Below are 23,917 nucleotides of genomic sequence, written 5' to 3'. Positions count from 1 at the left end.
GGACCCTTCCCCGAACCGACGCCCGTCGTGACGGACCCGGCCCTGAGGTGGCGACGAAAGGATAACCGGGTTCTCCAGGCGGGACGGTTCGCGACCCGTCGCGGTGGCGCGCCGCCGCACGTCCCGAAGGAGAACACCCATGTCCAAGGTACGAAGCGCACTGGTCATCGGCGGCGGGATCGCCGGTCCGGTCACCGCGGCCGCCCTCGTCAAGGCCGGCATCGACGCGGTCGTCCACGAGGCCTACCCCGCGGAGTCGAACGGCATCGGCGGCACCCTCGCCCTCGCCCCGAACGGCATGGCGGCGCTGGACGTCGTCGGCGCCGGCGACGCGGTCCGCTCCCTCGCCCTCCCGGTCCGGCGCACCGCCATGTCGATCGGGGGCGGGCCGCTCCGCACGATGCCCGCCCTCCCGGACGTGGAGCCGCTGCAGCTCGTCGACCGCGGCGGCCTGCACCGGGCGCTGCGGGACCGGGCGCTCGCGGCGGGCGTCGAGTTCGAGCACGGCAAGCGCCTGGTCGACGTCGACGAGGACCCGGACGGCGTCACCGCGCGCTTCGCCGACGGCTCCACGGCCCGCGCGGACGTCCTGATCGGGGCCGACGGCGTCCGCTCCACCGTCCGCACGCTGATCGACCCGGACGCGCCCGGCCCCGCCTATACCGGCATGCTCGGCTTCGAGGGCCGCGCCGACATCCCCATCGACGCCGAGCCCGGCACGATGGTCTTCGCGTTCGGGAAGCGCGCGTACTACCTGTACTGGACGCTGCCCGGCGGCGCGGTCGGCTGGGGCGCCAACCTGCCCTCGCGCGAGTACCTGACGCTGAACGAGGCCCGCAAGAGCCCCGCCGGGAAGTGGCTGCGCACGCTGCGCGAGACCTACGCCGACGACGACCCCGGCGGCGCGCTGGCCGCCGGCACGGGCGCGGACACGCTGCAGGTCGTCGGCGCCCTGCACATCATGCCGCCGGTGCCGCGCTGGCACCGCGGCCGGATGGTGCTGGTCGGGGACGCGGTGCACGCGCCGTCCAACAGCACCGGGCAGGGCGCCTCGCTCGCCGCCGAGAGCGCGATCGAGCTGGCGCGCTGCCTGCGCGACCTGCCCGGCCCGGCACCGGCGTTCGCCGCGTACGAGCGGCTCCGCCGGTCCCGCGTGGAGCGGATCGCCGCCCGCGGCGCCAGGATCAACACCGCGAAGACGCCGGGCCCGGTGGCGCGCAAGGCCATGTCGGTGCTGATGCCGATCATGTTCCGGGCGACGAACGTCGAGAAGAGCATGGGCCGCGAGCAGCGCCACGTCATCGACTGGGACGCACCCGTCCCCGCCTGAGGGATCGACCGTGCCGACGCACCGGCCCGGTCCCGCCGCGCAGGTCTCGTGTTAGGTGTTCGCTCCGTGGGGACACGTGGATGTTTCCGGAGGTGGTCAGTGCCTTGCCCTTCCGGGGACGGGAGCGGGAGGCTCCGGGTGCCGACGATCTACGGAGCCGCCATGAAGGCCATCGTGCAGGACAGCTACGGTTCAGCCGACACCCTCCGGGTCGCGGACGTCGACAAGCCCGTCCCGGAGGGCGGCGAGCTGCTCGTACGGGTCCACGCGGCCGGGGCCGGGCCCGACGTGTGGCACCTGATGAAGGGTGAGCCGCGGGTGGCTCGGCTCGTGCTCGGCGTCCGGAAGCCGAAGGTCCGGGTGCGCGGGTGGGACGTCGCCGGGCGCGTGGAGGCGATCGGGACGGAGGTCGCCGGGTTCCGGCCGGGGGACGAGATCTTCGGGATCTGCGACGGGTCGTTCGCCGAGTACGCGCGCGTACGGACGGACAGGTGCGCGCGGAAGCCGGAGAACCTCACGTTCGAGCAGGCGGCGGCCGTCCCCATCTCCGGCAGCACGGCCCTGCAGGCGGTCGGGGGGCGGATCTCGGCGGGCCGGAAGGTGCTGGTCATCGGCGCCGCGGGCGGCGTCGGAACGTACGCGGTGCAGCTGGCCAAGGCGTTGGGCGCGGACGTGACCGGGGTGTGCAGCACGTCCAAGACGGAACTCGTGCGCTCCATCGGCGCCGACCACGTCATCGACTACACGCGCGAGGACTTCGCGGACCGGAAGTGCTACGACCTGATCGTCGACACGGCCGGCAACCGTTCCCTGGCGCATCTCCGGCGCGCTCTCGAACCCGGTGGGACGGCCGTCATCGTCGGCGGCGAGGGCGGGGGACGCTGGTTCGGCGACATGCCCCGCACGCTCCGCGCGCAGGTGACGTCCCCGTTCTCGCGGCGCAAGGTCCGGGGCCTCGTCGCGCGCGTACGCGACAGGGACCTGGCCGAACTCAGGACGTTCATCGAGGACGGGAAGGTCACGCCGGTCATCGACCGGACGTACAAGCTGGAGGACGCCCCCGACGCCATCCGCTACTGGGAGACCGAGCACACCCGCGGCAAGGTCGTCATCACCGTCTGACCCGCGGCCGTCGGGTGGGGCACGGCGGATGGCCTGGCCGTTCACACCTGCCGGTGCATCAGCCACCACAGGGTCAGGGCCAGGCGCGTCGCCAGCGCGTGACGGTCTACTTCTCTCCCAGGCACAGCAGGACGTCGACGTTCATGCGGGAGATGTTCCCGAACCGGCCCTGCGATTCCCAGTTCCATGAATAGGAGCGCACGGCCCGGGGGACCTTGGCGCAGGCGCGCTTCTCGTCGAGGCTCGGCACGTCCGCCAGGCGCTTGATGACCTCGAACTCCGCCTCCTTGGCGGCACAGTCGACCCGCTGCGCCTCGCTGCCCGCGAAGGTGACGCAGTCGCCCTCCTTGGCGACGTTCACCGCCTTGTCCGGGTCCACGTCCTTCTCGCCGAGGCACACCGTCGCGTCGTCGTTGGTGGCCGACCGGGACGCGCCGGCGACCTGCTGGCAGGAGCCCTTGGACGTGCCCAGCGGGATGAGCCTGAGCGCCTTATGCGTGGCGGCAGCGTTGTCGCACGGAACGATGCGGTAGGGCGAGTTCTCGTCGTGGCGCGTCTCCCGCAGGCAGTCGCCGACCGCGACATTGTTGATGTGGTCCTTGTTCTTCGACCAGAGCCAGTAGGCGCCCGCGCAGAACAGGACCACCACCGCGAGGACGGCGACGCAGCCCCACACGCCGCCCTGGTGCTGGGCGTTCCCCGCGTCCGTCCGCGACTCCCCGGACGGAGGCATGACCTGGCCTTCAGACATGAAACGCGTCCCCCGATCACCACGGAACGCGCGACTATAGCGCGACAACCAAGGAGATGTAGGGGAATGCCCGCTTCTGGCCGGACGGTTCAGTGGCCGGTACGGCCGTCGATCCGTTCGCGCAGCAGGTCGGCGTGGCCGTTGTGGCGGGCGTACTCCTGGACCACCGTCCAGTAGACCCAGCGCAGGTTGAACTCCCGCTCCCTGCGGAAGTCGAAGTAGACCTCGTCCAGCCCGCGGCCGGCGAGCGTGCGGCGCACCCGCTCGATCTCGCGGGTGTACGTCGCCAGGTCGGCCTCGGCGTCGGCGCCGGTCACGTCGAACTCGGCGTCGAGGTCGTCGTCGGTGACGTACAGGTAGCCCGGCCGTTCACCGGCGAACCTCGTACGGAACCAGTCTCGCTCCACCTCCGCCATGTGCCGGACCAGCCCGAGGAGGGACAGCCGCGACGGCTCGGCGGCGCGCCGCTTGAGCTGCTCGGCGGTGAGGCCGCCGCATTTCCAGAGCAGCGTCCGCCGGTGCAGGTCCAGCCAGGCGTCGGCGAGGGCGCGCTCCCCCGCCGTCGGCAGTTCGAGCGGCGCGATCGTCCGGTCGACTTCGGGTGCCGTCCATGCCATCGCCCCATAGTGCACGGAACGCGCCGCCGGTGGGAGGCCTGGCCTGGCGGCTCGGGTGGAGGGTGAAGCCCAGGCTCAGGTCGAGCGGCCGACGCTCGATGGTGCCGATCCCGCAGGCGGACATGCCCCCTACGCGGCTCCTGAGGTGCTCATTGAGTACGGCTATGGCGTCGCGATCCACGTCTCGTGCAGGTGCCGCCAGCGGAGACCGTGGCGGGCGAACGGATCCGGAACGAGGATCGCGACGGCCCGGCGTGCCTCGTGCCGGAGCTCTGTCTGGTGGTGCTCCTCGTACGTGGCGACGATCAGCCCGTCCGCGTCGAGGAGCACGCGCGGCTCGCGGATCCGGAGACGGAGGTCCGGGACGGAGCCGTGCGCCGCGTCCATGGCGGCGGCGAGGTCGGGCTGTGCGTGCAGGGAGCCGTCCGGGTCGTACCAGGTGAAGTCCGGCGCGTGCATGTCCAGGAAGCCGGCGACGCCGGCGGCGGTGCCGCGCAGCCAGGACTCGATGAAGCGGTGGTGCTCGACGATCTCGTCGACGGCGTTCACCGGCGGTCCAGCCAGGTGCGGAGCGGGGTGAGCCGGACGCCGAAGGCCGCCTCGACGCGCGCCGGGTCGCCGTCGTAGAAGCGCTCGTTCTCCGGGGCCGCGACCCAGCGGTACGTGGCGGCGACGCCGGACGCGGCGGCCGGGCCGAGCAGCGGGGCCATGTGCTCCTCGAAGGCGTCCGGGGTCAGCGGGACGTAGCGGGCGCCGAAGGCGGCGGCCAGGTCCGGGCCGGTCAGCACCTCCCCGCCGCCGATGTCGATCGACGTTCCGACCAGCTCGTCGCGGTCGAACGCGGCGGCGGTGAGGGCGCCGAGGTCGGCGTGCGCCAGCCAGGCGACGCGGTGGCCCGGCGGTATCGGGTACGCGAGGACGCCGCCGGCGGGCGCCAGGTTCTCCAGGTAGACGGGCGGGCGCAGCACGACCGTCGGGATGCCGGAGGCGAGCAGGGCGCCGGCCGCGTGCCGCCTGGTCTCGAACGCCGGAACGTCCGTGGGGGCCGGCGGGATCCGGTTGCCCGCGTTGAAGACGAGCCGCTCGCAGGCCTTCGCGGCGGCGATGATGTTGTCCACGTAGCGCTCCACGAGCGCCGGGTCGAACTCCATCGGCAGCGTCACCGAGGCGCGCGTCACGCCCTCGAACGCGGCGCGCACGGCCTCGGGATCGGCCAGGCCGCCGTCCGCGCGGCCGAAGCCGCGCACGCGGTGCCCGTCCCGTTCCAGCCGCCTCGCGACCGCACCGCCCTGCGCGCCCTTCGCGCCGATCACCAGATATGTCTCGGTCATGGGGTCCAGCGTGCCGGGGGCGTGCAGTACGTTCCATGAGCATGAGTCCGGATCCGGTTAACGATCGTCCGGCCGACCTCCTCGACGCGCTGCTGGCGCCGCTGCGGCTGGAGGGCGTGTTCGTGAGCCGGTGGGTGATGCGCGCGCCGTGGGGGTTCCGCGGCGACCGGGAGCGGAACGCGATCCTGCACTACGTCCGGTCCGGCGAGTGCGCGATCACGATGCCGGACGCGGCGGAGCCGGTCGTCCTGCGCGCGGGCGAGCTGGCGGTCTTCCCGTGCGGGACCGCGCACGAGGTGGCCGACCGGCCCGGACGCGCCACGTCCCCGCTCGACCTGCTGCTTCCGGGACGCCCGCCGGGCACCACGACCGAGGTGCGCGTGGACGGCCCCGGCCCGCCGACCGAGCTGCTGTGCGGCGGGCTGCACTACGACGAGGCGGGCATGTCGCCGCTCTACCGCGCGCTCCCGGACGTCCTGGTGCTCGACCGGGAGACGCTGGCCGACGACCCGCTGCTGTCCGGCACCCTGGAGCGGCTGACCGGGCGGTACGGCGGGCTGGCGGCGCTGCGCGCGTTCGAGCTGGTCTTCGTGCTCGCGCTGCGCGTGGCCATGGAGCGTTCGGACGAGGCGCCCGCCGCGCTGCGGCACCCGGCGGTCGGGCGGGCGCTGCTGGCGATCCAGACCCGCTACGCCGAGCCGTGGACGCTGGAGGCGCTGGCGCGGGAGGCGGGGCTGTCGCGGTCGGCGTTCGCGGCCGCGTTCACCCGGCTGGTCGGCGAGGCGCCGGCCCGCCATCTCGCGGGACGGCGGATGCGCGAGGCGTCCCGGCTGCTCACCGAGACCGGCGTACCGCTGGCCGCGATCCCCGAACGGGTCGGCTACGGGTCGGCCGTGGGCTTCCACCTGGCGTTCCGGCGGCACTTCGGTGTCCCGCCCGGCGAGTACCGCCGGGCGGGACGGCCGCTCAACGCCCGGTCAGATCGCTGAGGACGGCGAGTCCCGGCCGGTTTTGGCATCCGGCGATAACCGGTTGCCGGTTCATGACAATTTTCCGGTGCCATTCAAGGCCGTTCTTGCCGGTGCGGACACCTCGACGTAGCGTCGGGTGATCCGACTCGGCGGTGACCCTCCGGAAGGGAACGGCCCATGAGACGACCCACGCTCCGACATGCCCTCACCCTGATGATCGCGCTGGTCTGCGGCGCCGCGCTCATGGCCCCGGCCGCCCAGGCGGGGGCACGGTCTCCGGCCTCCAGCACGCCGGTCTATTTCGGCTCGTCCAACATGCAATTGAGGGTTGTGCGGACAGGGGTGACGTTCGCCTTCTGCCCCTCGCACGAGATGCAGGGTGAAAAACTCAACGGCTCGACGAGCATTTTCGCGCATTCCTTCATCGATTGCACGACGAGTTTCAACCTTCCGGTGACCTTGAGCGCGAACGGCGACTGGACCCAGAACTCGACGGGACCGACCTCGGACCCCGACATCGACGCCGTCTCGATCACCGGCGTCTCGCTCACCGGCGTCGTGCCGTTCGGGTGCACGTTCACGGTGACCGGCGGGGCGCCCGGCACGTACAACCGCCTCACGTCGGTCATGTCGCTCGACCCGAGCAGCCCCAACCCCGGTGCGATGTCCCTCGTCGCGAGCAGCGTCTCCGGCTGCATGGGCCTCGTCCAGACCGGAGACACGTTCGAATGGTCCGGCGACTACGCGGTCGATCCGCCGCTCTGATGCGCTGACGGCACGGCCCGTGGGCCCAGACGCGCCTGGAGGCGCTTTCCAGCAGCAGGCCATGGGCGATCGGTGCTGTGCTGTCGTGCGTGACCGGGACCCTCGGCGCCGTCACCACATCGGCCATGCCGGTGCACATGGGGGCGCGCGGCGGGGGTCGCGGACGTGTTCCGCGTCAATCCCGGCAACGTCACCCTGTGGTACGCCGTGACCAAGGCGGTCGCGACGGCGGCCGCGCTGTGCCGGTGGGTACGGCGGAGCCCGCCGGGCTGATCCTGGTCGGCGTCCTGCTGACCGCCCCGCCCGCGCTCGCCGAGCCGGCGGCGTGGAGCCTCATGAACGCCGGTGACCGGCGGGTCTTCGTGTCCCCGGAGGCGGTGCGGGCGGGCGCGGCGCGGCTGGTGCCGCCGGGCGTGCTGGCGGGCGGGGCCCGGCCGCCGTCCGGGATCCGCGCGTTCCAGGGGAAGAGGGAGCCCGGCAGTTCCGAGAAAGAATCACGGGCGTGAAGCGAGGGACGGCCGGGAACGGCGCGGGCTCACCGAGATAACGCCACCATTCACTGCGCGTAATTTCGGTGGCCGGTCGCGGACATTCGCAGGCCCTCGAAGGCCCTCTCCTCGCACGTCAGCGGGCCATCGCTCCGGGAGGCGGCGCCGGCCCGCTATCACCGCGAAACAAATGCAAGCGGGCGTTTGTAGGTCGATGACAAATAGTCATATCAGTTTTCGCCGCCCTAGCGCACACCCCTTGTCACCTTTTCTGGGCAGAAGTAATGTTCAACCGTCGGACCAATCATCGGATATGTCGGGTAACGACGTGTCCACCAAACTCCGGACGAATCGACCTCGTCCGGTGGCGGCCGGTCGATGCCCGCCACGATGCGCCGCCGGTGCACCCGTACCGGCGGAATTCACGTGCTGATCCCCGCCCCCAGGAGGACTTCAATGGCGCACCCGAAGACCCGTTCCAGAACCCGCCGGTTCGCCACGCTGGCCGCGGCGGCCACCGCGGCCGCCGCCGTGGTGTCCGTCCCCACCGCGGCGCACGCCGAACCGGTGCTGCGGGTCAACTACCCGGTGAACGGAACGACGGCGATCAAGGCGACGGGGTCCACGATGACGCTCGGCCCCGGCACGCTGGAGTCCAGCCTGGACCTCGGCACCGGCGACCTGTCCGGGAGCCTCAAGATGCCCCCGGCCAAGGGCGAGTTCAAGCAGTGGGGCGTCATCCCCGTCTCGGTGACGACCACGCTGATCGAGAACGGCCCCACCACCGGCAAGGTCGACCTCCAGACCGGCCAGGTCACCTCCACCTCCAAGGTGACGCTGAAGCTCAGCGACATGAAGGTCGCGGGCATCCCGATGCCGGTCGGCGACAACTGCAAGACCAAGACGCCGGCCACCATCAACCTCACGTCCGGGCCGGACTGGAACGTCCTCAACGGCGGGACGCTCAGCGGCACCTACACCATCCCGGACTTCGAGCACTGCCTCCTGGCGACACCGCTGATCAACCTCACGGTGCCCGGGCCCGACAACACCATCACCCTCAAGCTGGGCGCGGCGACCGTTCCCCCCGCGGTGGCCGAGCAGCTGCGCAAGATCGGCTAGCGACCCCGGCCATCGCGCGCCAGGCCCGCCGTTCCCGGAAGGGACGGCGGGCCTTCCGCTGTCCGGGGCGTCCGAGCGGCCCGCGAACGCGGAACGGCCCGCGCTCCCGGGAGGTGGTCCCGGAACCGCGGGCCGTGGGCGGGCCGTGGTCCTACTCGTTGGGCAGCGGCGGCAGCGGTCCCGAGTAGGACATCTCGTTCTCGATACCGGTGAAGGCGACGCGCTGGGTGGGCGGCGTGCTCCAGTTACCGCGGATGACGGCCGGGCAGCCCTGGAGTTCCGTCAGCGCCCCGGCCATCGAGGTGATCGCGAACTCGCCCGCCCTGGAGGAGTAGTCGTACAGGGCCCCGATGTCCCGCGGCGACGCGGCGGCGGGCGCGAGCCTCAGGCTGCACGGCCCCGGCCCTCCGTCCTTCGTCTCCTGCACGGAGAGCCCTGGAATGTCGAAGAGGTTCCCGGAGAGCACCCCGGTCTCCTTGTCGAAGCCTCCGGTGGCGGGGTCGGGACCGATGTCCTCCAGACCGATGGGCAGTTCGTCCATCTTGACGTTGAAGGTGCGCCCGGTCAGCTGGCTGCCTCCCCCCACGCAGCGGTCGAACGTCCACTCCGTCAGGCTGCCGAGCCGCATGCCGGGTATGCGCCGGCCGGATCGGAAGGATCCGGCGATGGTGGTGCTCTGGCAGGTGATGGTGGCCGCGCTGGCGGCGCGCAGGACGAAGGTGATCGGGCCGCCGGTCGCCCGGAACCGCCCGCCGGGCTCGATCGTGTAGCCGAAGTCCCCGGGCGGGCACGGCAGCCGCTTGGTCGGCGGGAACTCCGCGAAGCAGACGGGGCCCTGCACCACCCGCACGAAGTTGCCCTTGCCCGACACCGACGCGGTGAACAGCCGGTCGAGGTCCTCGCCGACCCCGCAGCCGGTGAACGCGGGGATGTCCGCCGTGCCGGTGAGGAACCCGCCGGCCTCGACGTCGTAGGGGTAGTCCCCCTCGCTGGTCCCCTCCAGCGCCAGGAGGATCGGCTTGCTGGACCGGCAGTTCGGCCCCACGTCCATGAAGGTGCCGTTGACGTGGACGTCGAAGAGGCGCATCGACACCTCGGTCCACGCCTTGGAGAGGTTCGGACGGGTCCGCCGGGCTCCGGCCGGCCCCTCGTTCACGATGTTGCTGTTGCCGATCTGGGTGATCTCCAGCTTGGCCCGGGTGGGCATGAAGTCGAAGGTGAGGAACACCGACTGGGTGACCTGGAAGTTCCCCTTGCCCACATGCCGGACCTGCGAGTAGCCCGGGTCGCTGACGGACGTGGGGAAGCGGTTGAAGCCCTGCTTCTTGATGTGGGCCACCAGCTCGCCGCGGGCCGGCGCCGCGCCCTTGAGCTTGTTGACGTTCGAGAGCCCGTCGACGAGTGCGCACGCCACCTCGGTGTTGGTGGGCGATTCGACGGCGTTCTCGAGCGCGGGGTCGGGGAAGAGGTGCATGAACTTCGGGTTGTACTCGTCCGGCGGCGCGGGCGAGCACCTGTTCTCCTGGGCGGCGGCGGCCCGGTCGCCGGTGCCGCCGGTCCCCGTACCGCCGCCGGAGCCGGGCGTGCCGGTGGGGGGAGCCTGCTCCGGCCCGTCCAGGGGGACGGTCACCAGCGTGGTGTCCTGGCCCAGCTGCGGCGTGCACTCGATCGGCGTGCCGTAGGCGGCCGTGCCCTCCGCGCCCGTGGAGAGCCGCAGGGTCAGCATCCCCGCGGAGAGGACCACGTCCCCCGCGCCGGCGGACGGCACCGCGGGCACCGCCCCGGACGCGACCAGCGTGGTGTCGCCGGAGCCGCCCAGCGGGGTCGAGGGAATGGCGAGTCCGGACCATTCGCTCGAGGTGGGCCTTCCCGACTGGGTCGACAGGGTCTGGAGGTTGGCGATCCCGGTCACCTTCGCCGCACCGGAACCCGCCGCCTTCCGCAGCGCCTCGCCCGGCGCGGCGACCGCGACCGAGACCTTGCGGGGCTGGATGGCCTTGCCGGTCTCCCCCGTGGCGGGGAAGGTGCCCTTGACGCGTACCTTCACGGGCTCGACGCCCGCCGGGAACTGGCAGGCGTAGCGGAGCACCGCGTCGGCCTCCTGTGCCGCGGCCGCCGCCCGCGCCCCGGGGAGCAGCCCGGCCAGCAGGACCACGGCGGCGATCCCGGCCGTCCGCGCGCGGCGCCTGGGCGCCCGAAACCTAACGCTCTTCATGCCCGTCCGCCCACCTGGACCGCCCGAACTCGTATTGCGCCGACGAAAGAATGGTTACTACCAGCCGGTAGCGTAGTGCCGCCATTTCTGGCCCACAAGACAAAAGCGACCCCCCGGGAGCGGCCGCCGAATTTTTATTACCGAGTGATAATACGATTCGCGAAACTAGCAAGGGCCGATTATGGAGGTGCCGCACGGCGGGAGCGGATCCCGCCGTGCGGCGCCGGTCGTGCGTACTCCCCGCTTACGGGGAGGTGAGGGCGATGCTCAGCGGGTCGACGTCGAAGTCGCCCTTGAACTCGACCACGTCGTTGGCCTGGATCAGACCCAGGCAGTTGTTGGCCGCGGTGGCCTTGAGCTGCACGTTGTGCGGGTTGGGGTCGGTCGGGTCCAGGGTGAGGACCGCGAGGTTGTTGTCGTAGTGACCGGGCACGCCGCCCTCGAAGGTCGCCGTGCAGCCCGAGCCCGCGATGTCGGCCTTGATGTTGGTGATGCTGCCGGTGTTCACGGCCGGGTCGGCCGTGGTCGCCACGGCGTTGAGGTCCCAGACGCCCTGGTGGGTGACGGTGAAGGTCAGGCCGAGGGGACCGGAGCAGGTCGTCCACGCGGTGTTGCTGATCTTGCCGATGCCCAGGCCCGAGTGGCCGGTGACGTTGTTGATGGTCGCGGTGGCCGTGGACGTCACGCAGCGCAGGACGGCGCCGCTGCGCAGCACCTTCAGCTCGGTGTTGCCCGAGGTGGCCGTCGCGCTGCCGTTGGCGTTGGCGCCGGTGACCGACCACGTGGCGTCGGCCATGGCCGGGGTGGCGGTCAGGCCGATGCCGGCGGCGACGACGGCGGAGGCGACGAGGCCCTTGCGGATGGACTTGCGCATTGGATGTTGCCCTTTCGAGAGGGGGGTTCCCGGTATGGGGATGCTTGTCGAAGGGGTGGGAATCCGGGGACGGGGTGGCCGTGCTCTTTGTCGGGCGCCTCCTTGGCATGATCTGCGACCAGGCAGGAGTGATCTGGAGACTTCGCCGTTTGACCACGACCGGGCATTGGTCTCTGGTAACCTGCTCGGTTCTGTCGCGGCGCCTCCTACCGATGAGTAAACTAAGCGCCGACCTCGCACCCGACAAGGGCTCCTCCGAGAAAATCTCCGACTGTCCCAATTTCTTGTCACATGGTGATCAAAACGGCCGGACTTCTATAACGAGGTGAGTGGCCGGACGGCCCGCCGGAGCACTTGGCGGACACCATAGATCCTGGTCAGCGGCCAGAAACCGAGCGGATCGAGACTCTCTCGCACGACCTTCCGTGGATCGGTGCACGATACGCCCGAGTAGGTTACGTTTGACGTGTCGTAGATCACCGCGGGGCCGTGGAGCATTCACACCGCCTCCGCAATGAATAGGGCGCGATATCGCTGACCGTAATGGCCGTACCGGAGTCGGGAGGCACCCCGCCGCCGCCCGCCATAACCGCGCGGCCGGCGGCGGTGTGAAGGAGGACCGACGATGGCGCGCACCCTCGATCCGCCCGGGCGGGACCGCCGGCCGGGGCGGCTTCCGCCGCAGATAGCCGCCGTTCTCCGGCCTGAATTGGAGTCCCTCACCGAGGACATCATGAAAGAGGTCAGGCGGACGATCCCGGAGTACGCGCAGGGGACGGGCGCGGACGCCGCGGCGGGCCGGGCGGAGGCCGCCGAGCGGCCCCGGCTGCGGCTGAGCGTCGAGCAGGCGCTGCGCACGTTCGTCGACCAGATCTCCGGCTCCACCGACTCGCGCGAGCGGCGCGACGAGCTGTGCCGGGCGCTGGGCCGGGCCGAGGCGTACGAGGGCCGCAGCCTGGACGCGCTCCAGGCCGCGTACCGGACGGGCGTGCAGGTCGCCTGGCGGCGCGTCGCGGAGGTCGGCCGCAGGCAGGGGCTCTCGCCGACGGTCATGTCGCAGCTGGCCGACGCGCTGTTCGCCTACATCGACGAGCTGGCGTCGCTGTCGGTGCAGGGCTACATGGAGGCCCGGTCGTTCAGCGCCGACGAGCGCGCCGAGCTGCGCCGGCGGCTGCTGCGGCTGATCCTGGAGCGTCCCAAGGCGTCCCGCACGGCGATCGCGCGGGCCGCCGCGGAGGCGGGCTGGAGCGTGCCCGCCGAGGTGACGGCGGTGGCGCTGCCGGCGCAGGCGCGGGTCCTGCGGGCGGCGCTGGACGACGACCTGCTGGCCGAGCTCGGCGGCGGCGAGCCGCACCTGCTGGTGCCCGGCCCGGTCGACGCGGCCCGGCGGGCGGCGCTGCTGGCCGCGCTGCCCGAGCGGCGCGGCGCGGCCGGGGTCACGGTGCCGCTGCCCGAGGCGGCCGACTCGCTGCGCTGGGCGCGGCGGACGCTGGACCTGGTGGACGCCGGCGTCCTGGACGACGAGGGCCTCACCCCGGCCGAGGACCACCTGCTGGAGCTGTGGCTGCTGGCCGACGGGGCGCTGCTGGACCAGGTCGCCCGGCAGCGGCTCGCGGTGCTGTCGCGGATGAGCGAGACGCAGCGGCTGCGGCTCACCGAGACGCTGGGCGCGTGGCTGGAGACCCAGGGGAACGCGGTGGAGACGGCCCGGCGCCTCCAGGTGCACCCGCAGACGGTCCGGTACCGGCTGCGCCAGATCAACGAGGCGTTCGGGGACCAGCTGGCGGAGGCCGATTCGAGGTTCGCACTGGAAGCGGTATTACGGGCGGGCCGATTGAGGCGGCGGAGCCCTTCGCTGCAATAAAGGCACGGACGATGACGACTCCCCGTGTCAAGATCATGACGGAGGGCGGTTTTAACCTTTCTTTACCGTAAAACGCTGCCCGATTGATCTACGTTCAGTGTGCTTCAGCTCACAAGAACTTCATCATGAACCTGCTCGGGGGGCGCGCAGGGGTCCCCCGCTCGGCGCGCCCACCGGGTCCATGCGCAGCGCCGTGGTCGGCAGCTCCGGCGACCCCGCCGGGCGGGCACCCTCCCACCCTCGACTCCGGCGTTACCGGAGGTTGCACCGATGACCCGAACGCTCGAACCGGGTGGCCTGGAGCGCACGGCGGCGACACCGCTGCCCCGGCGGCTCGCGACGATCATGCGGCCCGAGCTGCCCAGTCTCGCCACGGAGATCATCGAGGAGATCCGCCGCTCCATCCCGGAGTACGGCCGTCCCATGCAGGGCCCGTACGTCCAGGCCCTGCAGATCGGCGTCGAGCGCGCGCTCGGCCACTTCGTCGACCAGATCGACGACCCGTCGGCGCCGCGCGAGCGGCACGAGGACACCTACCGGCGGCTCGGCCGGTTCGAGGCCCAGGAGGGCCGCACCCTCGACCACCTCCAGGCCGCGTTCCGGATCGGCGCGCAGGTCGCCTGGCGCCGCGTCATGCGCGTCGGCCCGACGCGCAACCTGTCGTCGGCGGTGATGGCGCAGCTGGCCGACACGCTGTTCGCCTACATCGACGAGCTGGCCTCGCTCGCCCTCAAGGGCTACCTGGACGCGCTGCCCGCCGAGGAGCTGGAGGAGCACCGGCGCCGCCTGCTCCACCTGCTGCTGCGCCGCCCGCCGGCGTCCCGCCGCGCGATCGAGGAGCTGGCCGAGCTGGCGGAATGGGGCGTCCCCGAGGAGGTGACGCTGGTCGCGGTGCCGCCGGGCTCCCGCGTGGTGCGGACCGCGCTGGACCAGGACGTGCTCGCCGACCTCACCGCGCCCGAGCCGCACCTGCTCGTGCCCGGCCGGATGACCGCCGACCGGCAGCGGATGCTGGCCGAGGCGCTGCCCGAGGGCCGCGCGGTGTCGGGCGTGAGCGTCCCGCTGACCGGCACGGCCGACTCGCTGCGCTGGGCCCGCCAGGCGCTGGCGCTGGTGGACGCCGGGGTCCTGGACGACGGCCCGGTGACCCGCTGCGAGGACCACCTGGTCGAGCTGTGGCTGATGTCGGACCAGGCGCTGATCGACCAGATCGCCCGGCGCAACCTGGCCGGCATGGCGGCGCTGAACGACGGGCAGCGGCACCGGCTGCTGGAGACCCTGCACACCTGGCTGACCACGCGCGGCACCGCCGCCGAGATCGCCGAGGAATTGCACGTCCACCCGCAGACCGTCCGCTACCGGATGCGCAAGCTGGAGGGCACGCTCGGCGACCGGCTCACCGACCCGGGGTCGCGCTTCGCGATCGAGGTGGCGCTGCGGGCGATGTGGCTGCGCCGCCGCGCCGGCGAGACGGCCGCGCCCGCGGCGGAGGCCGAGGCGCCCGCCCCCGCTCCGGAACGGTCCGCCGCCCGGTCCCGCGGCGCCGGGCTGGCCGCGTTCGACCTCAGGGCCGCGACCGAGGCGGGAGTGCGCACCCGGTGATAAGGGGCGGGTGCGAATGCGCACCCGCCAATAACCTTATTCGGCCAGGGTTGATTCGACCATTAGTTCCATGCTCCCATGCCATTTCGGCACCCTTTTATCGGCGGGGACGCGTGGAGGTGTAGAGGTGCGCTCACGATCGGCGGGCGGTTCGCTGCTGGCGGGGCTCGGCACGGCGGCGGTCCTGGCCGTCGCGTCCGCGCCCCCGGTCTTCGCCGAGCCGGACCCCGCCCCGAGCGGGGAGACGTCCGAGACCCCGGCCGATCCGACGCCGACCGCGCCCGACCCGTCGAACCCGCCGGACCCCACGGACCCGCCGGACCCGACCGATCCGCCCGACCCCACGGATCCCCCGGACCCCACGGACCCGCCCGACCCGACCGATCCACCGGACCCCACGGATCCGCCGGACCCGACCGATCCGCCGGACCCCACGGACCCGCCCGACCCGACCGATCCGCCCGACCCGCCGGCCAGGCCGGAGCTGCGGCTGGGGCTGTCGGTGTCGTCGGCCACGGTCAAGCCCGGCGGCACGATCACGGTGATGGTCAGGGTGACGTCGGCGAAGGCCACCGCGCAGGGCACCGTGCTGCGGCTGGCGGCGACGAACGCGTCGGTGTCCCCCAAGTCGCAGGGCATGGGCACCATCGGCGCCACGGGCGGGAACGCGCAGGCCACCGTGCGGGCCCCGGCCGACGCCAAGCCGAGCAGGATCAGGCTGACGGCCACGGTGACGGCGCCCAAGGCCACCTCGGCGTCCCGCGGCTACACGCTGCTCATCACCAGCGCCACCGGCGCGCTGCCGCCCGGCGTCTCGCTGTCGAACCTGCCGCCGGACGTGCCGCCGCTGACGAACTCCTCGTTCAACGCGGTCGCCGGGATCCCGGCGCCCCAGGTGGCGCTGCCGCCGGTGGCCTCGCCGCAGATCGCGCCGAGCCCGATGCCGCTGGTCCCGGTCGCCGCGCTGGGCCGCAACCGGGGCGAGCCGTTCGACACCGAGGACCTGGCCGCGCTCCAGGCGGGCTGGCTGGCCGCGATGACCGTCTCGATCGGGCTGCTGCTGGCCCGTACCCGGCTGGCCAGGCGGCACGCGCTGCCGCCGCACATCCGGCGCGTCCTGGCCGGGCGGCTGCTCACCGAGGCGCGCCTGCGCACGGTCCCGCCGCAGCCCGCGCCCAAGCCCGGCCGGGTGACCTGGCTCCCGCCCACCCCGAAGGGCGCGGTCCGGATGTCGGGGACCTGACCGTCCAGGGGCCGGGCCTAGAGGGGGCCGGGCCTAGAGGGGGTCGGGCGTCGAGGGGTCAGGCGTCGAGGACCTGGCCCTCGGAGCGGACGACCGGCGGCTCGGTCGACCAGGGGAAGTTGATCCAGCGGTCGGTGTGCCGCCAGACGTACTCGCACTTGACCTCGCTGTGCGGCTTCTCGTACACCACGGCGCAGCGGACGTCGGCCACGTGGTCGGCGCAGAAGTCCCGGACGAGCTTGAGGGTGGCGCCGGTGTCGGCGACGTCGTCGGCGACCAGGACGCGGGCGCCCGACAGGTCCACGGCGTTCGGCACCGGGGGCAGCATCACGGGGAGGTCGAGGCGCTCGTTGACGCCGGTGTAGAACTCGACGTTCATCACGTGCAGGTTCTTGACGTCCAGCGCGTAGCCGAGCGCGCCGGCGACGAACAGGCCGCCGCGGGCGATCGACAGGACGAGATCGGGACGGTAGCCGTCCTCGGCGATCTCGACGGCCAGGGCGCGCGAGGCCGTACCGAACAACTCCCAGGTCAGGACTTCTCTCTCCGCAGACACGAGGTATATCTTCGCCGACGCGGATCAGTGCTTCGTCCCGGCCCCGGACGGCCCGCAGGACCGCTCCCGATCTCCCGGGCCCGGGCGCGGATGTCGGCGGCGGGCGGTAGCGTTGGCCGACGTGCCCGCCCCTGATCTGCTGACCGGCAGCGACACCCAGATTCCGGACACCGCGACGCTGCTCGCCGCCGCCGTCGAGGCGATCGGCGGTGCCGAGCGGCCCGGCCAGGTCGAGATGGCGCGGGCGGTGGAGCACGCGATCGCGTCCGGCGAGCACCTGGCCGCGCAGGCGGGCACCGGCACCGGCAAGTCGCTGGCCTACCTGGTCCCGGCGATCCGGCACGCGATCGCCAAGAAGACCACGGTGGTGGTGTCCACCGCGACGATCGCGCTCCAGCGGCAGCTGGTCGACCGCGACCTGCCCCGGCTGGCCGAGACGCTGGAGCCGCTGCTCGGGGTGGAGCCGAAGTTCGCGATCCTCAAGGGCCGCCGCAACTACCTCTGCCTGAACAAGATCCAGACCGAGGCGTTCGACGATCCGGACGAGGGCGGCGAGAGCCTCTTCGACCCGCAGCAGGTGTCGGCGCTCGGGCGCCAGGTCAAGCGCCTGAACGAGTGGGCCGACGAGACGAAGGAGGGCGACCGCGACGAGGTCGTCCCCGGGGTGAGCGAGCAGGCGTGGCGGCAGGTGTCGGTCACCGCCAAGGAGTGCCTGGGCGCCCAGCGCTGCCCGCAGGGCACCGAGTGCTTCGCCGAGCTGGCGCGGGCCCGGGCCGGGGAGGCGCACGTGGTGGTCACCAACCACGCGCTGCTGGCGATCGACGCCCTGGAGGACTTCCAGGTGCTGCCCGAGCACGACGTGGTGATCGTGGACGAGGCGCACGAGCTGGTCGATCGGGTCACCTCGGTCGCGACCGGCGACCTGAGCGCCGCCGGGGTCGAGGCGGCGGCGCGGCGCTGCGGCCGGCTGATCGAGGAGGGGCTCGCCGACCGGCTCAAGGAGTCGTCCGAGGGCCTGTCGCTGCTGCTGGAGGACCTCCCGGACGGCCGGATGGACGTGCTGTCCCCCGCCCTGGGCAACACCCTGGCCGTCGTCCGCGACGCCGCCCACACCTGCCTCACGGCGCTCGGGCCGGAGAAGAAGGACAACGACCCGGGCACCGCGGCGGCGCGCAAGGCGGCGCGGTCCTCGCTGGAGGACCTGCACGACACGGCGGTGCGGCTGCTGGAGTCGTTCCAGCCGGAGATCTCGGCGCGGTTCGAGGTGGTGTGGCTGGAGAAGCCGTTCGTCCCGGACGGGCGTCCCAAGCGGCCGCCGGCGCTGCGCGTCGCGCCGATCGGCGTGGGCGGCCTGCTGCGCACCACGCTGTTCGAGGAGCGCACCGCCGTCCTCACCTCGGCGACGCTCACGCTGGGCGGGTCGTTCGAGCCGCTGGCCCGGCAGTGGGGCCTGCCGCCGCTGGGGGACGGCGCGTCCAGGGACGCCCGCACGGCCGCCGAGGGCCTCGCCCGTACCGCCGAGAACGGGACCGGGGCCGGGAGCGAGAGCGGGAACGGCGCCGGGCCGAAGCAGGACCAGAAGAAGATCGCCTGGTCCGGGCTGGACGCCGGATCGCCGTTCGACCACGCGCGGTCGGGCATCCTCTACGTCGCCCGGCACCTCCCGCAACCGGGCCGGGACGGGCTCGCCGACGCCTACCTGACCGAGATCACCGAGCTGATCGAGGCCGCCGGGGGCCGCACGCTCGGGCTGTTCTCGTCGATGCGCGCCGCCCGGCAGGCCGCCGACGAGCTGCGCGACCATCTCACCCACCCGCTGCTGTGCCAGGGCGAGGACTCCACGTCCCTGCTGGTCAAGCAGTTCGCCGAGGACGAGCGGACGTCGCTGTTCGGCACCCTGTCGCTGTGGCAGGGCGTGGACGTCCCCGGCCCCTCGCTCCGGCTGGTGATCATGGACCGGATCCCGTTCCCGCGCCCGGACGACCCGGTCTCCTCGGCGCGCTCCCGGGCGATCGCGGCCAAGGGCGGCAACGGCTTCATGTCGGTCGCCGCGACCCACGCGGCGCTGCTGCTCGCGCAGGGCGCGGGCCGCCTGCTGCGGTCGATGGACGACCGGGGCGTGGTGGCCGTCCTCGATCCGCGGCTGGCCACGGCGCGCTACGGCGGATTCCTGAAGGCGTCGCTGCCGCCGTTCTGGCCGACGACCGATCCGGCGGTCGTCCGCGACGCGCTGCGCCGCCTCGACGCCGCTTCCTGAGCCTCCCTCCTTCCACCGGACACCTTCCACCGGACGCAGTCCGGGGCCGAACGCTGCCCGGAATTCACCCCTTGTGCACGTCAGGGCGTCGCTGGTAGGAATGGACGCCATGTCCAGACTGAGAATGGACGATGAGTCCAAAGTGGCCGGCGCGGCGGCCGCGACCGGCACGGCCAAGGCCCTCGTGAAGGGCATGGGGCTGGTCGATCTCATCGCCGCGGACGGCCCGCGGCGGCTCACCGACCTGGTCGAGGCGAGCGGCGTTCCGCGCGGCACCGTCATCCGGCTGCTGGAGGTGCTGCTGGACGCCGGGGTGCTGCGCACCGACGCCGCCGGGCTGTACGACCTCGGCCCACGGCTGGCGGTCTGGGGGCAGCGCTTCCTGGACCGGCTGGACATCCGCGGGCTCGCCCAGGACCTCATGGCCGGCCTCTCGGCCGAGACCCGGGAGACCTGCTTCCTCGGCATCGTGCAGGACGACCAGGTGCTGTACGTCGCCAAGATCGACAGTCCGCAGGCGGTCCGGCCCGCCGCCGTGGTCGGCACCGTGAACCCGCTGCACAGCACCGGGATAGGAAAGGTGCTGCTCGCCCACGCGGACGAGCGGACCCTGCGGCGCTGCCTGGAGCGCCCGCTGGTCCGCAAGACGCCCAACACCATCACCGATCCGGACGCGCTGGCCGCCGAGCTGGCCGCGACCCGCGACCGCGGCTACGCCATCGACGAGATCGAGAACGAGGACGGCGTGCGCTGCGTCGCCGTCCCCGTCCGCGACCACACCGGGCAGGTCGCGGCGGCCCTGTCGGTCTCGGCGCCGGCGTACCGCTTCCCCCGCGAGGGCCTGCCGGCCGTCGCGGAGATGGCGCTGGCCGCGGCCGCGACGCTGTCGGAGCGGCTCGGGCACCAGCCGCCACCCCCCGCCGATCCCCCGGGATCGCACGAGCACGAGGAGGTCTCATGAGCGAGACGCCCACCACCGACGAGAGCTGGCGCGGCAAGGTCGGGAGGCTGGCCGGCGACGAGGTCGCCGCCTTCCTGGCCGAGGGCCACATCGCACGGCTGGCCTGCCTGGACGGCGACGGCTGGCCGTACGTGGTGCCGTGCTGGCATGAGTGGGACGGCTCCGCGTTCTGGGTCGTCCCCCGCGAGCGCGCGGCCTGGGCCCGCTACCTCGCCGCCGAGCCGCGCTGCGCGATCACCGTGGACGAGGCCGGCACCCAGCGCAAGGTGGTCGCGCAGGCGCGCGCCGTCCTGGTGGAGGAGCCCTGCCTGAACGGTCGCTGGCTTCCGGTCGCCGAGCGGATGAGCGTGCGCTACCTGGGCGAGAACGGGCCGAAGTACCTGGAGCCGACGCTCGACAAGCCGCGCTGGCTGTTCCGGCTCGAACCGGTCAACATCACGACCTGGCAGGGCAACGACTGGGCGGAGAAGTACAAGTGACCGCCGACGTCGTCGAGCTGACCCGGGCGCTGGTCCGGGTGCCGAGCCCCAATCCGGGCGGCGACGAGAGCGAGGTGGCCGCGGTCCTCGCGGAGATGGCGCGGGACGCCGGGCTGCCCGCCGGAACCTTTCTGGAACGATCCAATACCGGTTCGCCCGCCCCTTCACGCCCGAACCTCCTCTTCACCCTCGACTTCGGTCCCGGCGGCCGGCACCTGATGCTGTGCGGCCACATGGACACCAAGCCGATCGGCGACGCGGAGTGGACCGCCGACCCGCTGGGCGCCGACCTGGACGGCGACCGCCTCTACGGCCTCGGCTCGGCCGACATGAAGGGCGCGCTCGCCGCCATGGTCCTGGCCGCGGGCCGGCTCACCGGCGCGGGCGCCCCGGCGGCGGGGCGGCTCTCGCTGCTGTTCACCGCCGACGAGGAGGACGGCGCGTACCACGGCGCCCAGTACCTCGCCGAAGCGCCGCCGGCCGGCCTGCCCGACGCCGTGCTGATCGGCGAGCCCGGCGGCATGGAGGCCGACTACGACCTCCTCCACCTGGGCAGCCGCGGCATCGCCCGGCTCCGCGCCACCGCGTACGGGCGGCAGGGCCACTCCAGCCTCTCCGGCGAGCCCGGCACCCGCAACGCCGGGGTGGACGCCGCGCGCGCCGCGGTCGCGCTGGCGGAGGAGCTGGAGCTGCCCTCCCCCGCCGACCCGTACGGGATCCGGGGCTGGACCACGACGGTCAACACCGGGCTCGCGTACCGGGGCGGCGTCGGGTACGGCGTGCTGCCCGGCCGGATGGGCGTGGACACCGAGGTGCGGCTGCTGCCCGGGATGACCCGCGCGGACGTGGAGAAGCCGATCAGCGACCTGGTCGGCCGGGTGGCGGAGCGGACCGGCGCGCGGCTGGAGGTCGAGTTCGACGAGCAGGGCTTCCTGCCCGGCACGGTCGCCGACCCCGGCGGGCCGCTGCCGCGCGCCGTCCGGGAGGCCGCCGGGCGGGTGCTCGGGCACGTCCCGCCGGACGCGATGTTCCCCGGGACGACCGACGCCGCGTTCCTGCAGCCGGCGTGGAACGTTCCCGTCCTGCCCGCGTTCGGGCCGGGCCTGCTGCGGCGGGCGCACGGTGCCGACGAGTGGGTGTCGGTGACGGCGCTGCGCCAGGCCGTGGACCTGTACGCGGGCATCGCCGCCGCGTTCTGCGCGGGAGCGGACGGATGACCGCCGGGACGCCGGCGGCCGGCCGCGGCCGCTCGCTCGCGTCGGCGACGACGCTGATGCCGCTGAGCGGGCTCGCGCTCGTACTGATCGTCGGCGCGGTGGTGACGCCCGGCTTCTACTCCGGCGCCAACCTGCGCCTGGTGCTGTTCCAGGCGGGCCTGATCGGCATCACCGCGGTCGGCCAGACGCTGGTGCTGCTCGGCCGGGGCATCGACCTGTCGGTCGGCGCGGTGATGGGCCTGACCACCGTGATCGTCGCCGCGCAGAGCGGCGGCGACGCCGACCGGCTGCCGCTGGCGATCGGGCTCGCGGTGCTGGCCGGGCTCGCGGTCGGCGCGGTGAACGCCGGGCTGGTGGTGCTGCGCGGCGTACCGCCGTTCGTGGCCACGTTCGCGGTGTTCGTGCTCGTCCAGGGCGCGATCACGGCGTGGACGAAGGGCGCGGCGGCGGGCGACATCCCCAAGGCGCTCCAGCCGCTCGGCTCCGGCCGGTTCCTGGGCGTGCCGACGCCGCTGTGGCTGTTCGCCGTGATCGCGGCCGTGGTGGCGGTGGTCCTGGCCCGCACCAGCGCCGGGCGGCGGCTGTACGCCACCGGCTCCAACCCGCGGGCGGCCCGGCTGTCGGGGATCCGCACCGGCCGGGTGATGGCCGCCGGGTACCTCGCCAGCGCGCTGCTGGCGGTGCTGGCGGGCCTGGTCAGCGCCGCGTACGCGGGCCACGTGGACGCCCAGCTGTCGCGCAGCCTGGACCTGAACTCGCTGGCCGCGGCCGTGATCGGCGGCATCGCGCTGACCGGCGGGCGCGGGCACATCGGGCACACCGTGATCGGCGTGGCGCTGCTGGCCGTGCTGATCGTCTGGATGATCCAGCTCGGCGCCGGGGCCGGCGGCCAGCTCGCCGTGCAGGGCGCCGCGATCCTGCTGGCCACCTGGCTGCGCCAGCGCGGGACGAACGGCTCAGGAGGTGGCGGATGACCCGCTCCCGTACGAAGATCACCGCGGCGGCGGTGCTCGCCGGGACGCTCGCCCTCGGCGCGTGCAGCACCGAGCGCGAGTCGCTCACCGCCGGGCTCGGCGAGGCCGCCGACTGCACCGGCCCGCAGGCGCGGGCCGCGCAGCAGAAGTACGCCGAGACCTGGCGGACGGCGGGCGAGGCGATCGGCCTCAAGGGCCTGTCCCCCGCGCAGGCGAAGGTCTGCGAGGTCGACACCGGCAAGTTCGCCAAGGAGCGGCCCAAGGGCGGCTACCGGGTGGCGATCGCCGCGCAGGGCCCGACGAACGCGTGGGCGCTGACCAACGAGGAGGCGTTCAAGCACCGGGCGGAGCAGCGCGGCGTGGACGTCCTGTACGCCTCGGCGAACGGCGACGTGAACAAGCAGGTCGACAACGTCCAGCAGCTCGTGGCGCAGCGCCCGGACGCGATGGTCGTGGTCCCGATGGGCGACGCGATCACCGGCCAGGTGCGCGCCGCCGCCGCGCAGGGCATCCCGGTCGTGGTGTGCTCGGGCCGGCTCGGCGAGGGCTCGGGCGCCGTCAGCACGGTGACCCGCGACTACGAGCTCCAGGGAACGCTGTGGGCCGAGTGGATCGCCCAGCGGCTCGGCGGCAAGGGCAAGGTCGCCATGCTGTCGGGGATCGCGGGCGTGCCGACGGCCGAGCTGCCGAAGGCGCAGGCGGAGAAGATCTTCGCCGCGAAGTACCCGGGCATCGAGGTCGTCGCCAAGCAGAACACCGACTGGTCGGCGACCAAGGCCAAGACCGTGGCGGCGCAGCTGCTGGCCCGCCACCCCGACCTGGACGCGATCTGGTCGGACTCCTCGATCACCAACCTCGGCGTGTACGAGGCGTACAGCCAGGCGGGCAAGCCCGTGCCGCCGGTCACCGGGGACGTGACCAACGCGTTCCTGAAGGCGGTGCGGGGGAAGAACGTGCCGTTCGCGCTGGGGTCGTTCCCGCCCGAGCAGAGCGCGCAGTGCCTGGACGTGGCGCTGGACGCGCTGGGCGGCAGGAAGGTCCCGAGCCAGGTGAACGTCGACGCGGCGGTCTTCACGCACGAGCGCATCGACCGGTACGTCCGCCCGGAGTGCAGCGACGACCTGGCGGTGCCCTCGGCGCTGCCGGCCGGCCTGCTCAAGAAGCTGAAGCTGTGCTGA

Annotated in this window: 22 protein-coding genes; 15 read left to right on the top strand and 7 right to left on the bottom strand. The window is 73.0% G+C overall.

Features of this window, described 5'->3' with window-relative positions; genetic code table 11:
- Positions 1-139 precede the first annotated feature (139 nt).
- Together AB0881_RS21945 and AB0881_RS21940 are read left to right on the top strand one after the other, a co-directional pair.
- Positions 140-1,330, top strand: a complete 1,191-nt coding sequence (locus AB0881_RS21945) for an NAD(P)/FAD-dependent oxidoreductase (protein WP_366619284.1) — start codon at positions 140-142, stop codon at positions 1,328-1,330.
- Between the two features lie 162 nt (positions 1,331-1,492).
- Complete coding sequence (locus tag AB0881_RS21940; RefSeq protein WP_366619282.1) at positions 1,493-2,452, top strand: NAD(P)-dependent alcohol dehydrogenase; 960 nt, start codon at positions 1,493-1,495, stop codon at positions 2,450-2,452.
- Positions 2,453-2,558: 106 nt separating this feature from the next.
- Here the strand turns inward: AB0881_RS21940 and AB0881_RS21935 are convergent, their stop codons facing one another.
- The 4 genes from AB0881_RS21935 to AB0881_RS21920 form a co-directional block, all read right to left on the bottom strand.
- On the bottom strand, positions 2,559-3,203 hold the full coding sequence (locus tag AB0881_RS21935; RefSeq protein WP_366619280.1) for a hypothetical protein: 645 nt from the start codon (positions 3,201-3,203) through the stop codon (positions 2,559-2,561).
- An 89-nt stretch (positions 3,204-3,292) separates the two neighbouring features.
- On the bottom strand, positions 3,293-3,820 hold the full coding sequence (locus tag AB0881_RS21930) for a DinB family protein (protein ID WP_366619279.1): 528 nt from the start codon (positions 3,818-3,820) through the stop codon (positions 3,293-3,295).
- Positions 3,821-3,982: 162 nt separating this feature from the next.
- Positions 3,983-4,369 carry a DUF4440 domain-containing protein gene (locus AB0881_RS21925; protein ID WP_366619277.1) on the bottom strand — a complete coding sequence of 129 codons (387 nt, stop codon included), beginning with the start codon at positions 4,367-4,369 and terminating at the stop codon, positions 3,983-3,985.
- Positions 4,366-5,151: an NmrA family transcriptional regulator gene (locus tag AB0881_RS21920; protein WP_366619275.1), complete on the bottom strand. Its 786-nt coding sequence runs from the start codon at positions 5,149-5,151 to the stop codon at positions 4,366-4,368. Before AB0881_RS21920 ends, AB0881_RS21925 begins: the two co-directional genes overlap by 4 nt.
- A gap of 35 nt (positions 5,152-5,186) precedes the next feature.
- Here AB0881_RS21920 and AB0881_RS21915 point away from each other — a divergent pair, with 35 nt between their 5' ends.
- From AB0881_RS21915 to AB0881_RS21900, 4 genes are all read left to right on the top strand, one after another.
- Positions 5,187-6,140, top strand: coding sequence for an AraC family transcriptional regulator (locus tag AB0881_RS21915; protein ID WP_366619273.1), 954 nt, complete (start codon positions 5,187-5,189; stop codon positions 6,138-6,140).
- 195 nt (positions 6,141-6,335) lie between these two features.
- Complete coding sequence (locus AB0881_RS21910) at positions 6,336-6,887, top strand: hypothetical protein (protein ID WP_366619271.1); 552 nt, start codon at positions 6,336-6,338, stop codon at positions 6,885-6,887.
- 245 nt (positions 6,888-7,132) lie between these two features.
- Entirely contained in the window at positions 7,133-7,393 is a 261-nt protein-coding gene (locus tag AB0881_RS21905) for a hypothetical protein (RefSeq protein WP_366619269.1), read from the top strand.
- 438 nt (positions 7,394-7,831) lie between these two features.
- Positions 7,832-8,497: a hypothetical protein gene (locus tag AB0881_RS21900; RefSeq protein WP_366619267.1), complete on the top strand. Its 666-nt coding sequence runs from the start codon at positions 7,832-7,834 to the stop codon at positions 8,495-8,497.
- A 151-nt stretch (positions 8,498-8,648) separates the two neighbouring features.
- Here AB0881_RS21900 and AB0881_RS21895 read toward each other — a convergent pair whose 3' ends face one another.
- Both AB0881_RS21895 and AB0881_RS21890 read right to left on the bottom strand, forming a co-directional pair.
- Positions 8,649-10,712: a DUF6801 domain-containing protein gene (locus AB0881_RS21895; protein ID WP_366619266.1), complete on the bottom strand. Its 2,064-nt coding sequence runs from the start codon at positions 10,710-10,712 to the stop codon at positions 8,649-8,651.
- Between the two features lie 244 nt (positions 10,713-10,956).
- Positions 10,957-11,586, bottom strand: a complete 630-nt coding sequence (locus AB0881_RS21890; protein WP_366619265.1) for a hypothetical protein — start codon at positions 11,584-11,586, stop codon at positions 10,957-10,959.
- A gap of 733 nt (positions 11,587-12,319) precedes the next feature.
- Between AB0881_RS21890 and AB0881_RS21885 the strand changes: the two genes are divergently transcribed.
- The 3 genes from AB0881_RS21885 (at position 12,320) to AB0881_RS21875 (ending at position 16,295) form a co-directional block, all read left to right on the top strand.
- Positions 12,320-13,450: a helix-turn-helix domain-containing protein gene (locus AB0881_RS21885; protein WP_366619263.1), complete on the top strand. Its 1,131-nt coding sequence runs from the start codon at positions 12,320-12,322 to the stop codon at positions 13,448-13,450.
- A 270-nt stretch (positions 13,451-13,720) separates the two neighbouring features.
- Positions 13,721-15,052 (top strand): helix-turn-helix domain-containing protein, encoded by a 1,332-nt coding sequence (locus tag AB0881_RS21880; RefSeq protein ID WP_366619261.1) that lies wholly within the window; start codon positions 13,721-13,723, stop codon positions 15,050-15,052.
- 127 nt (positions 15,053-15,179) lie between these two features.
- Positions 15,180-16,295 (top strand): hypothetical protein, encoded by a 1,116-nt coding sequence (locus tag AB0881_RS21875; RefSeq protein WP_366619259.1) that lies wholly within the window; start codon positions 15,180-15,182, stop codon positions 16,293-16,295.
- Positions 16,296-16,353: 58 nt separating this feature from the next.
- Here the strand turns inward: AB0881_RS21875 and AB0881_RS21870 are convergent, their stop codons facing one another.
- Positions 16,354-16,851 (bottom strand): phosphoribosyltransferase, encoded by a 498-nt coding sequence (locus AB0881_RS21870; RefSeq protein WP_366619257.1) that lies wholly within the window; start codon positions 16,849-16,851, stop codon positions 16,354-16,356.
- A gap of 121 nt (positions 16,852-16,972) precedes the next feature.
- Between AB0881_RS21870 and AB0881_RS21865 the strand changes: the two genes are divergently transcribed.
- From AB0881_RS21865 to AB0881_RS21840, 6 genes are all read left to right on the top strand, one after another.
- A complete protein-coding gene (locus tag AB0881_RS21865; protein ID WP_366619256.1) occupies positions 16,973-19,108 on the top strand; it encodes an ATP-dependent DNA helicase in 2,136 nt (711 codons plus the stop codon).
- 109 nt (positions 19,109-19,217) lie between these two features.
- Positions 19,218-20,069, top strand: a complete 852-nt coding sequence (locus tag AB0881_RS21860; protein ID WP_366619254.1) for an IclR family transcriptional regulator — start codon at positions 19,218-19,220, stop codon at positions 20,067-20,069.
- Positions 20,066-20,548, top strand: a complete 483-nt coding sequence (locus AB0881_RS21855; RefSeq protein WP_366619252.1) for a pyridoxamine 5'-phosphate oxidase family protein — start codon at positions 20,066-20,068, stop codon at positions 20,546-20,548. The genes AB0881_RS21860 and AB0881_RS21855 overlap by 4 nt, the downstream gene beginning before the upstream one ends.
- On the top strand, positions 20,545-21,765 hold the full coding sequence (locus AB0881_RS21850) for a M20/M25/M40 family metallo-hydrolase (RefSeq protein WP_366619250.1): 1,221 nt from the start codon (positions 20,545-20,547) through the stop codon (positions 21,763-21,765). The genes AB0881_RS21855 and AB0881_RS21850 overlap by 4 nt, the downstream gene beginning before the upstream one ends.
- Positions 21,762-22,739 (top strand): ABC transporter permease, encoded by a 978-nt coding sequence (locus AB0881_RS21845; RefSeq protein WP_366619248.1) that lies wholly within the window; start codon positions 21,762-21,764, stop codon positions 22,737-22,739. The genes AB0881_RS21850 and AB0881_RS21845 overlap by 4 nt, the downstream gene beginning before the upstream one ends.
- Positions 22,736-23,917, top strand: a complete 1,182-nt coding sequence (locus tag AB0881_RS21840; protein ID WP_366619246.1) for a substrate-binding domain-containing protein — start codon at positions 22,736-22,738, stop codon at positions 23,915-23,917. The genes AB0881_RS21845 and AB0881_RS21840 overlap by 4 nt, the downstream gene beginning before the upstream one ends.

The sequence above is a fragment of the Spirillospora sp. NPDC029432 genome (assembly GCF_040703975.1).
GTDB lineage: Bacteria > Actinomycetota > Actinomycetes > Streptosporangiales > Streptosporangiaceae > Spirillospora.
The sequence above is the reverse complement of the archived record's forward strand: the minus strand, read 5'-3'. Positions and strand labels throughout refer to the sequence as shown.

Coding starts and splice junctions, on each gene's coding strand:
- AB0881_RS21855 (WP_366619252.1), top strand. CDS start 20,066: ATGAGCGAGACGCCCACCACCGACGAGAGCTGGCGCGGCAAGGTCGGG.
- AB0881_RS21915 (WP_366619273.1), top strand. CDS start 5,187: ATGAGCATGAGTCCGGATCCGGTTAACGATCGTCCGGCCGACCTCCTC.
- AB0881_RS21945 (WP_366619284.1), top strand. CDS start 140: ATGTCCAAGGTACGAAGCGCACTGGTCATCGGCGGCGGGATCGCCGGT.
- AB0881_RS21890 (WP_366619265.1), bottom strand. CDS start 11,586: ATGCGCAAGTCCATCCGCAAGGGCCTCGTCGCCTCCGCCGTCGTCGCC.
- AB0881_RS21920 (WP_366619275.1), bottom strand. CDS start 5,151: ATGACCGAGACATATCTGGTGATCGGCGCGAAGGGCGCGCAGGGCGGT.
- AB0881_RS21900 (WP_366619267.1), top strand. CDS start 7,832: ATGGCGCACCCGAAGACCCGTTCCAGAACCCGCCGGTTCGCCACGCTG.
- AB0881_RS21895 (WP_366619266.1), bottom strand. CDS start 10,712: ATGAAGAGCGTTAGGTTTCGGGCGCCCAGGCGCCGCGCGCGGACGGCC.
- AB0881_RS21940 (WP_366619282.1), top strand. CDS start 1,493: ATGAAGGCCATCGTGCAGGACAGCTACGGTTCAGCCGACACCCTCCGG.
- AB0881_RS21885 (WP_366619263.1), top strand. CDS start 12,320: ATGAAAGAGGTCAGGCGGACGATCCCGGAGTACGCGCAGGGGACGGGC.
- AB0881_RS21910 (WP_366619271.1), top strand. CDS start 6,336: ATGATCGCGCTGGTCTGCGGCGCCGCGCTCATGGCCCCGGCCGCCCAG.
- AB0881_RS21935 (WP_366619280.1), bottom strand. CDS start 3,203: ATGTCTGAAGGCCAGGTCATGCCTCCGTCCGGGGAGTCGCGGACGGAC.
- AB0881_RS21930 (WP_366619279.1), bottom strand. CDS start 3,820: ATGGCATGGACGGCACCCGAAGTCGACCGGACGATCGCGCCGCTCGAA.
- AB0881_RS21845 (WP_366619248.1), top strand. CDS start 21,762: ATGACCGCCGGGACGCCGGCGGCCGGCCGCGGCCGCTCGCTCGCGTCG.
- AB0881_RS21880 (WP_366619261.1), top strand. CDS start 13,721: ATGACCCGAACGCTCGAACCGGGTGGCCTGGAGCGCACGGCGGCGACA.
- AB0881_RS21860 (WP_366619254.1), top strand. CDS start 19,218: ATGTCCAGACTGAGAATGGACGATGAGTCCAAAGTGGCCGGCGCGGCG.
- AB0881_RS21840 (WP_366619246.1), top strand. CDS start 22,736: ATGACCCGCTCCCGTACGAAGATCACCGCGGCGGCGGTGCTCGCCGGG.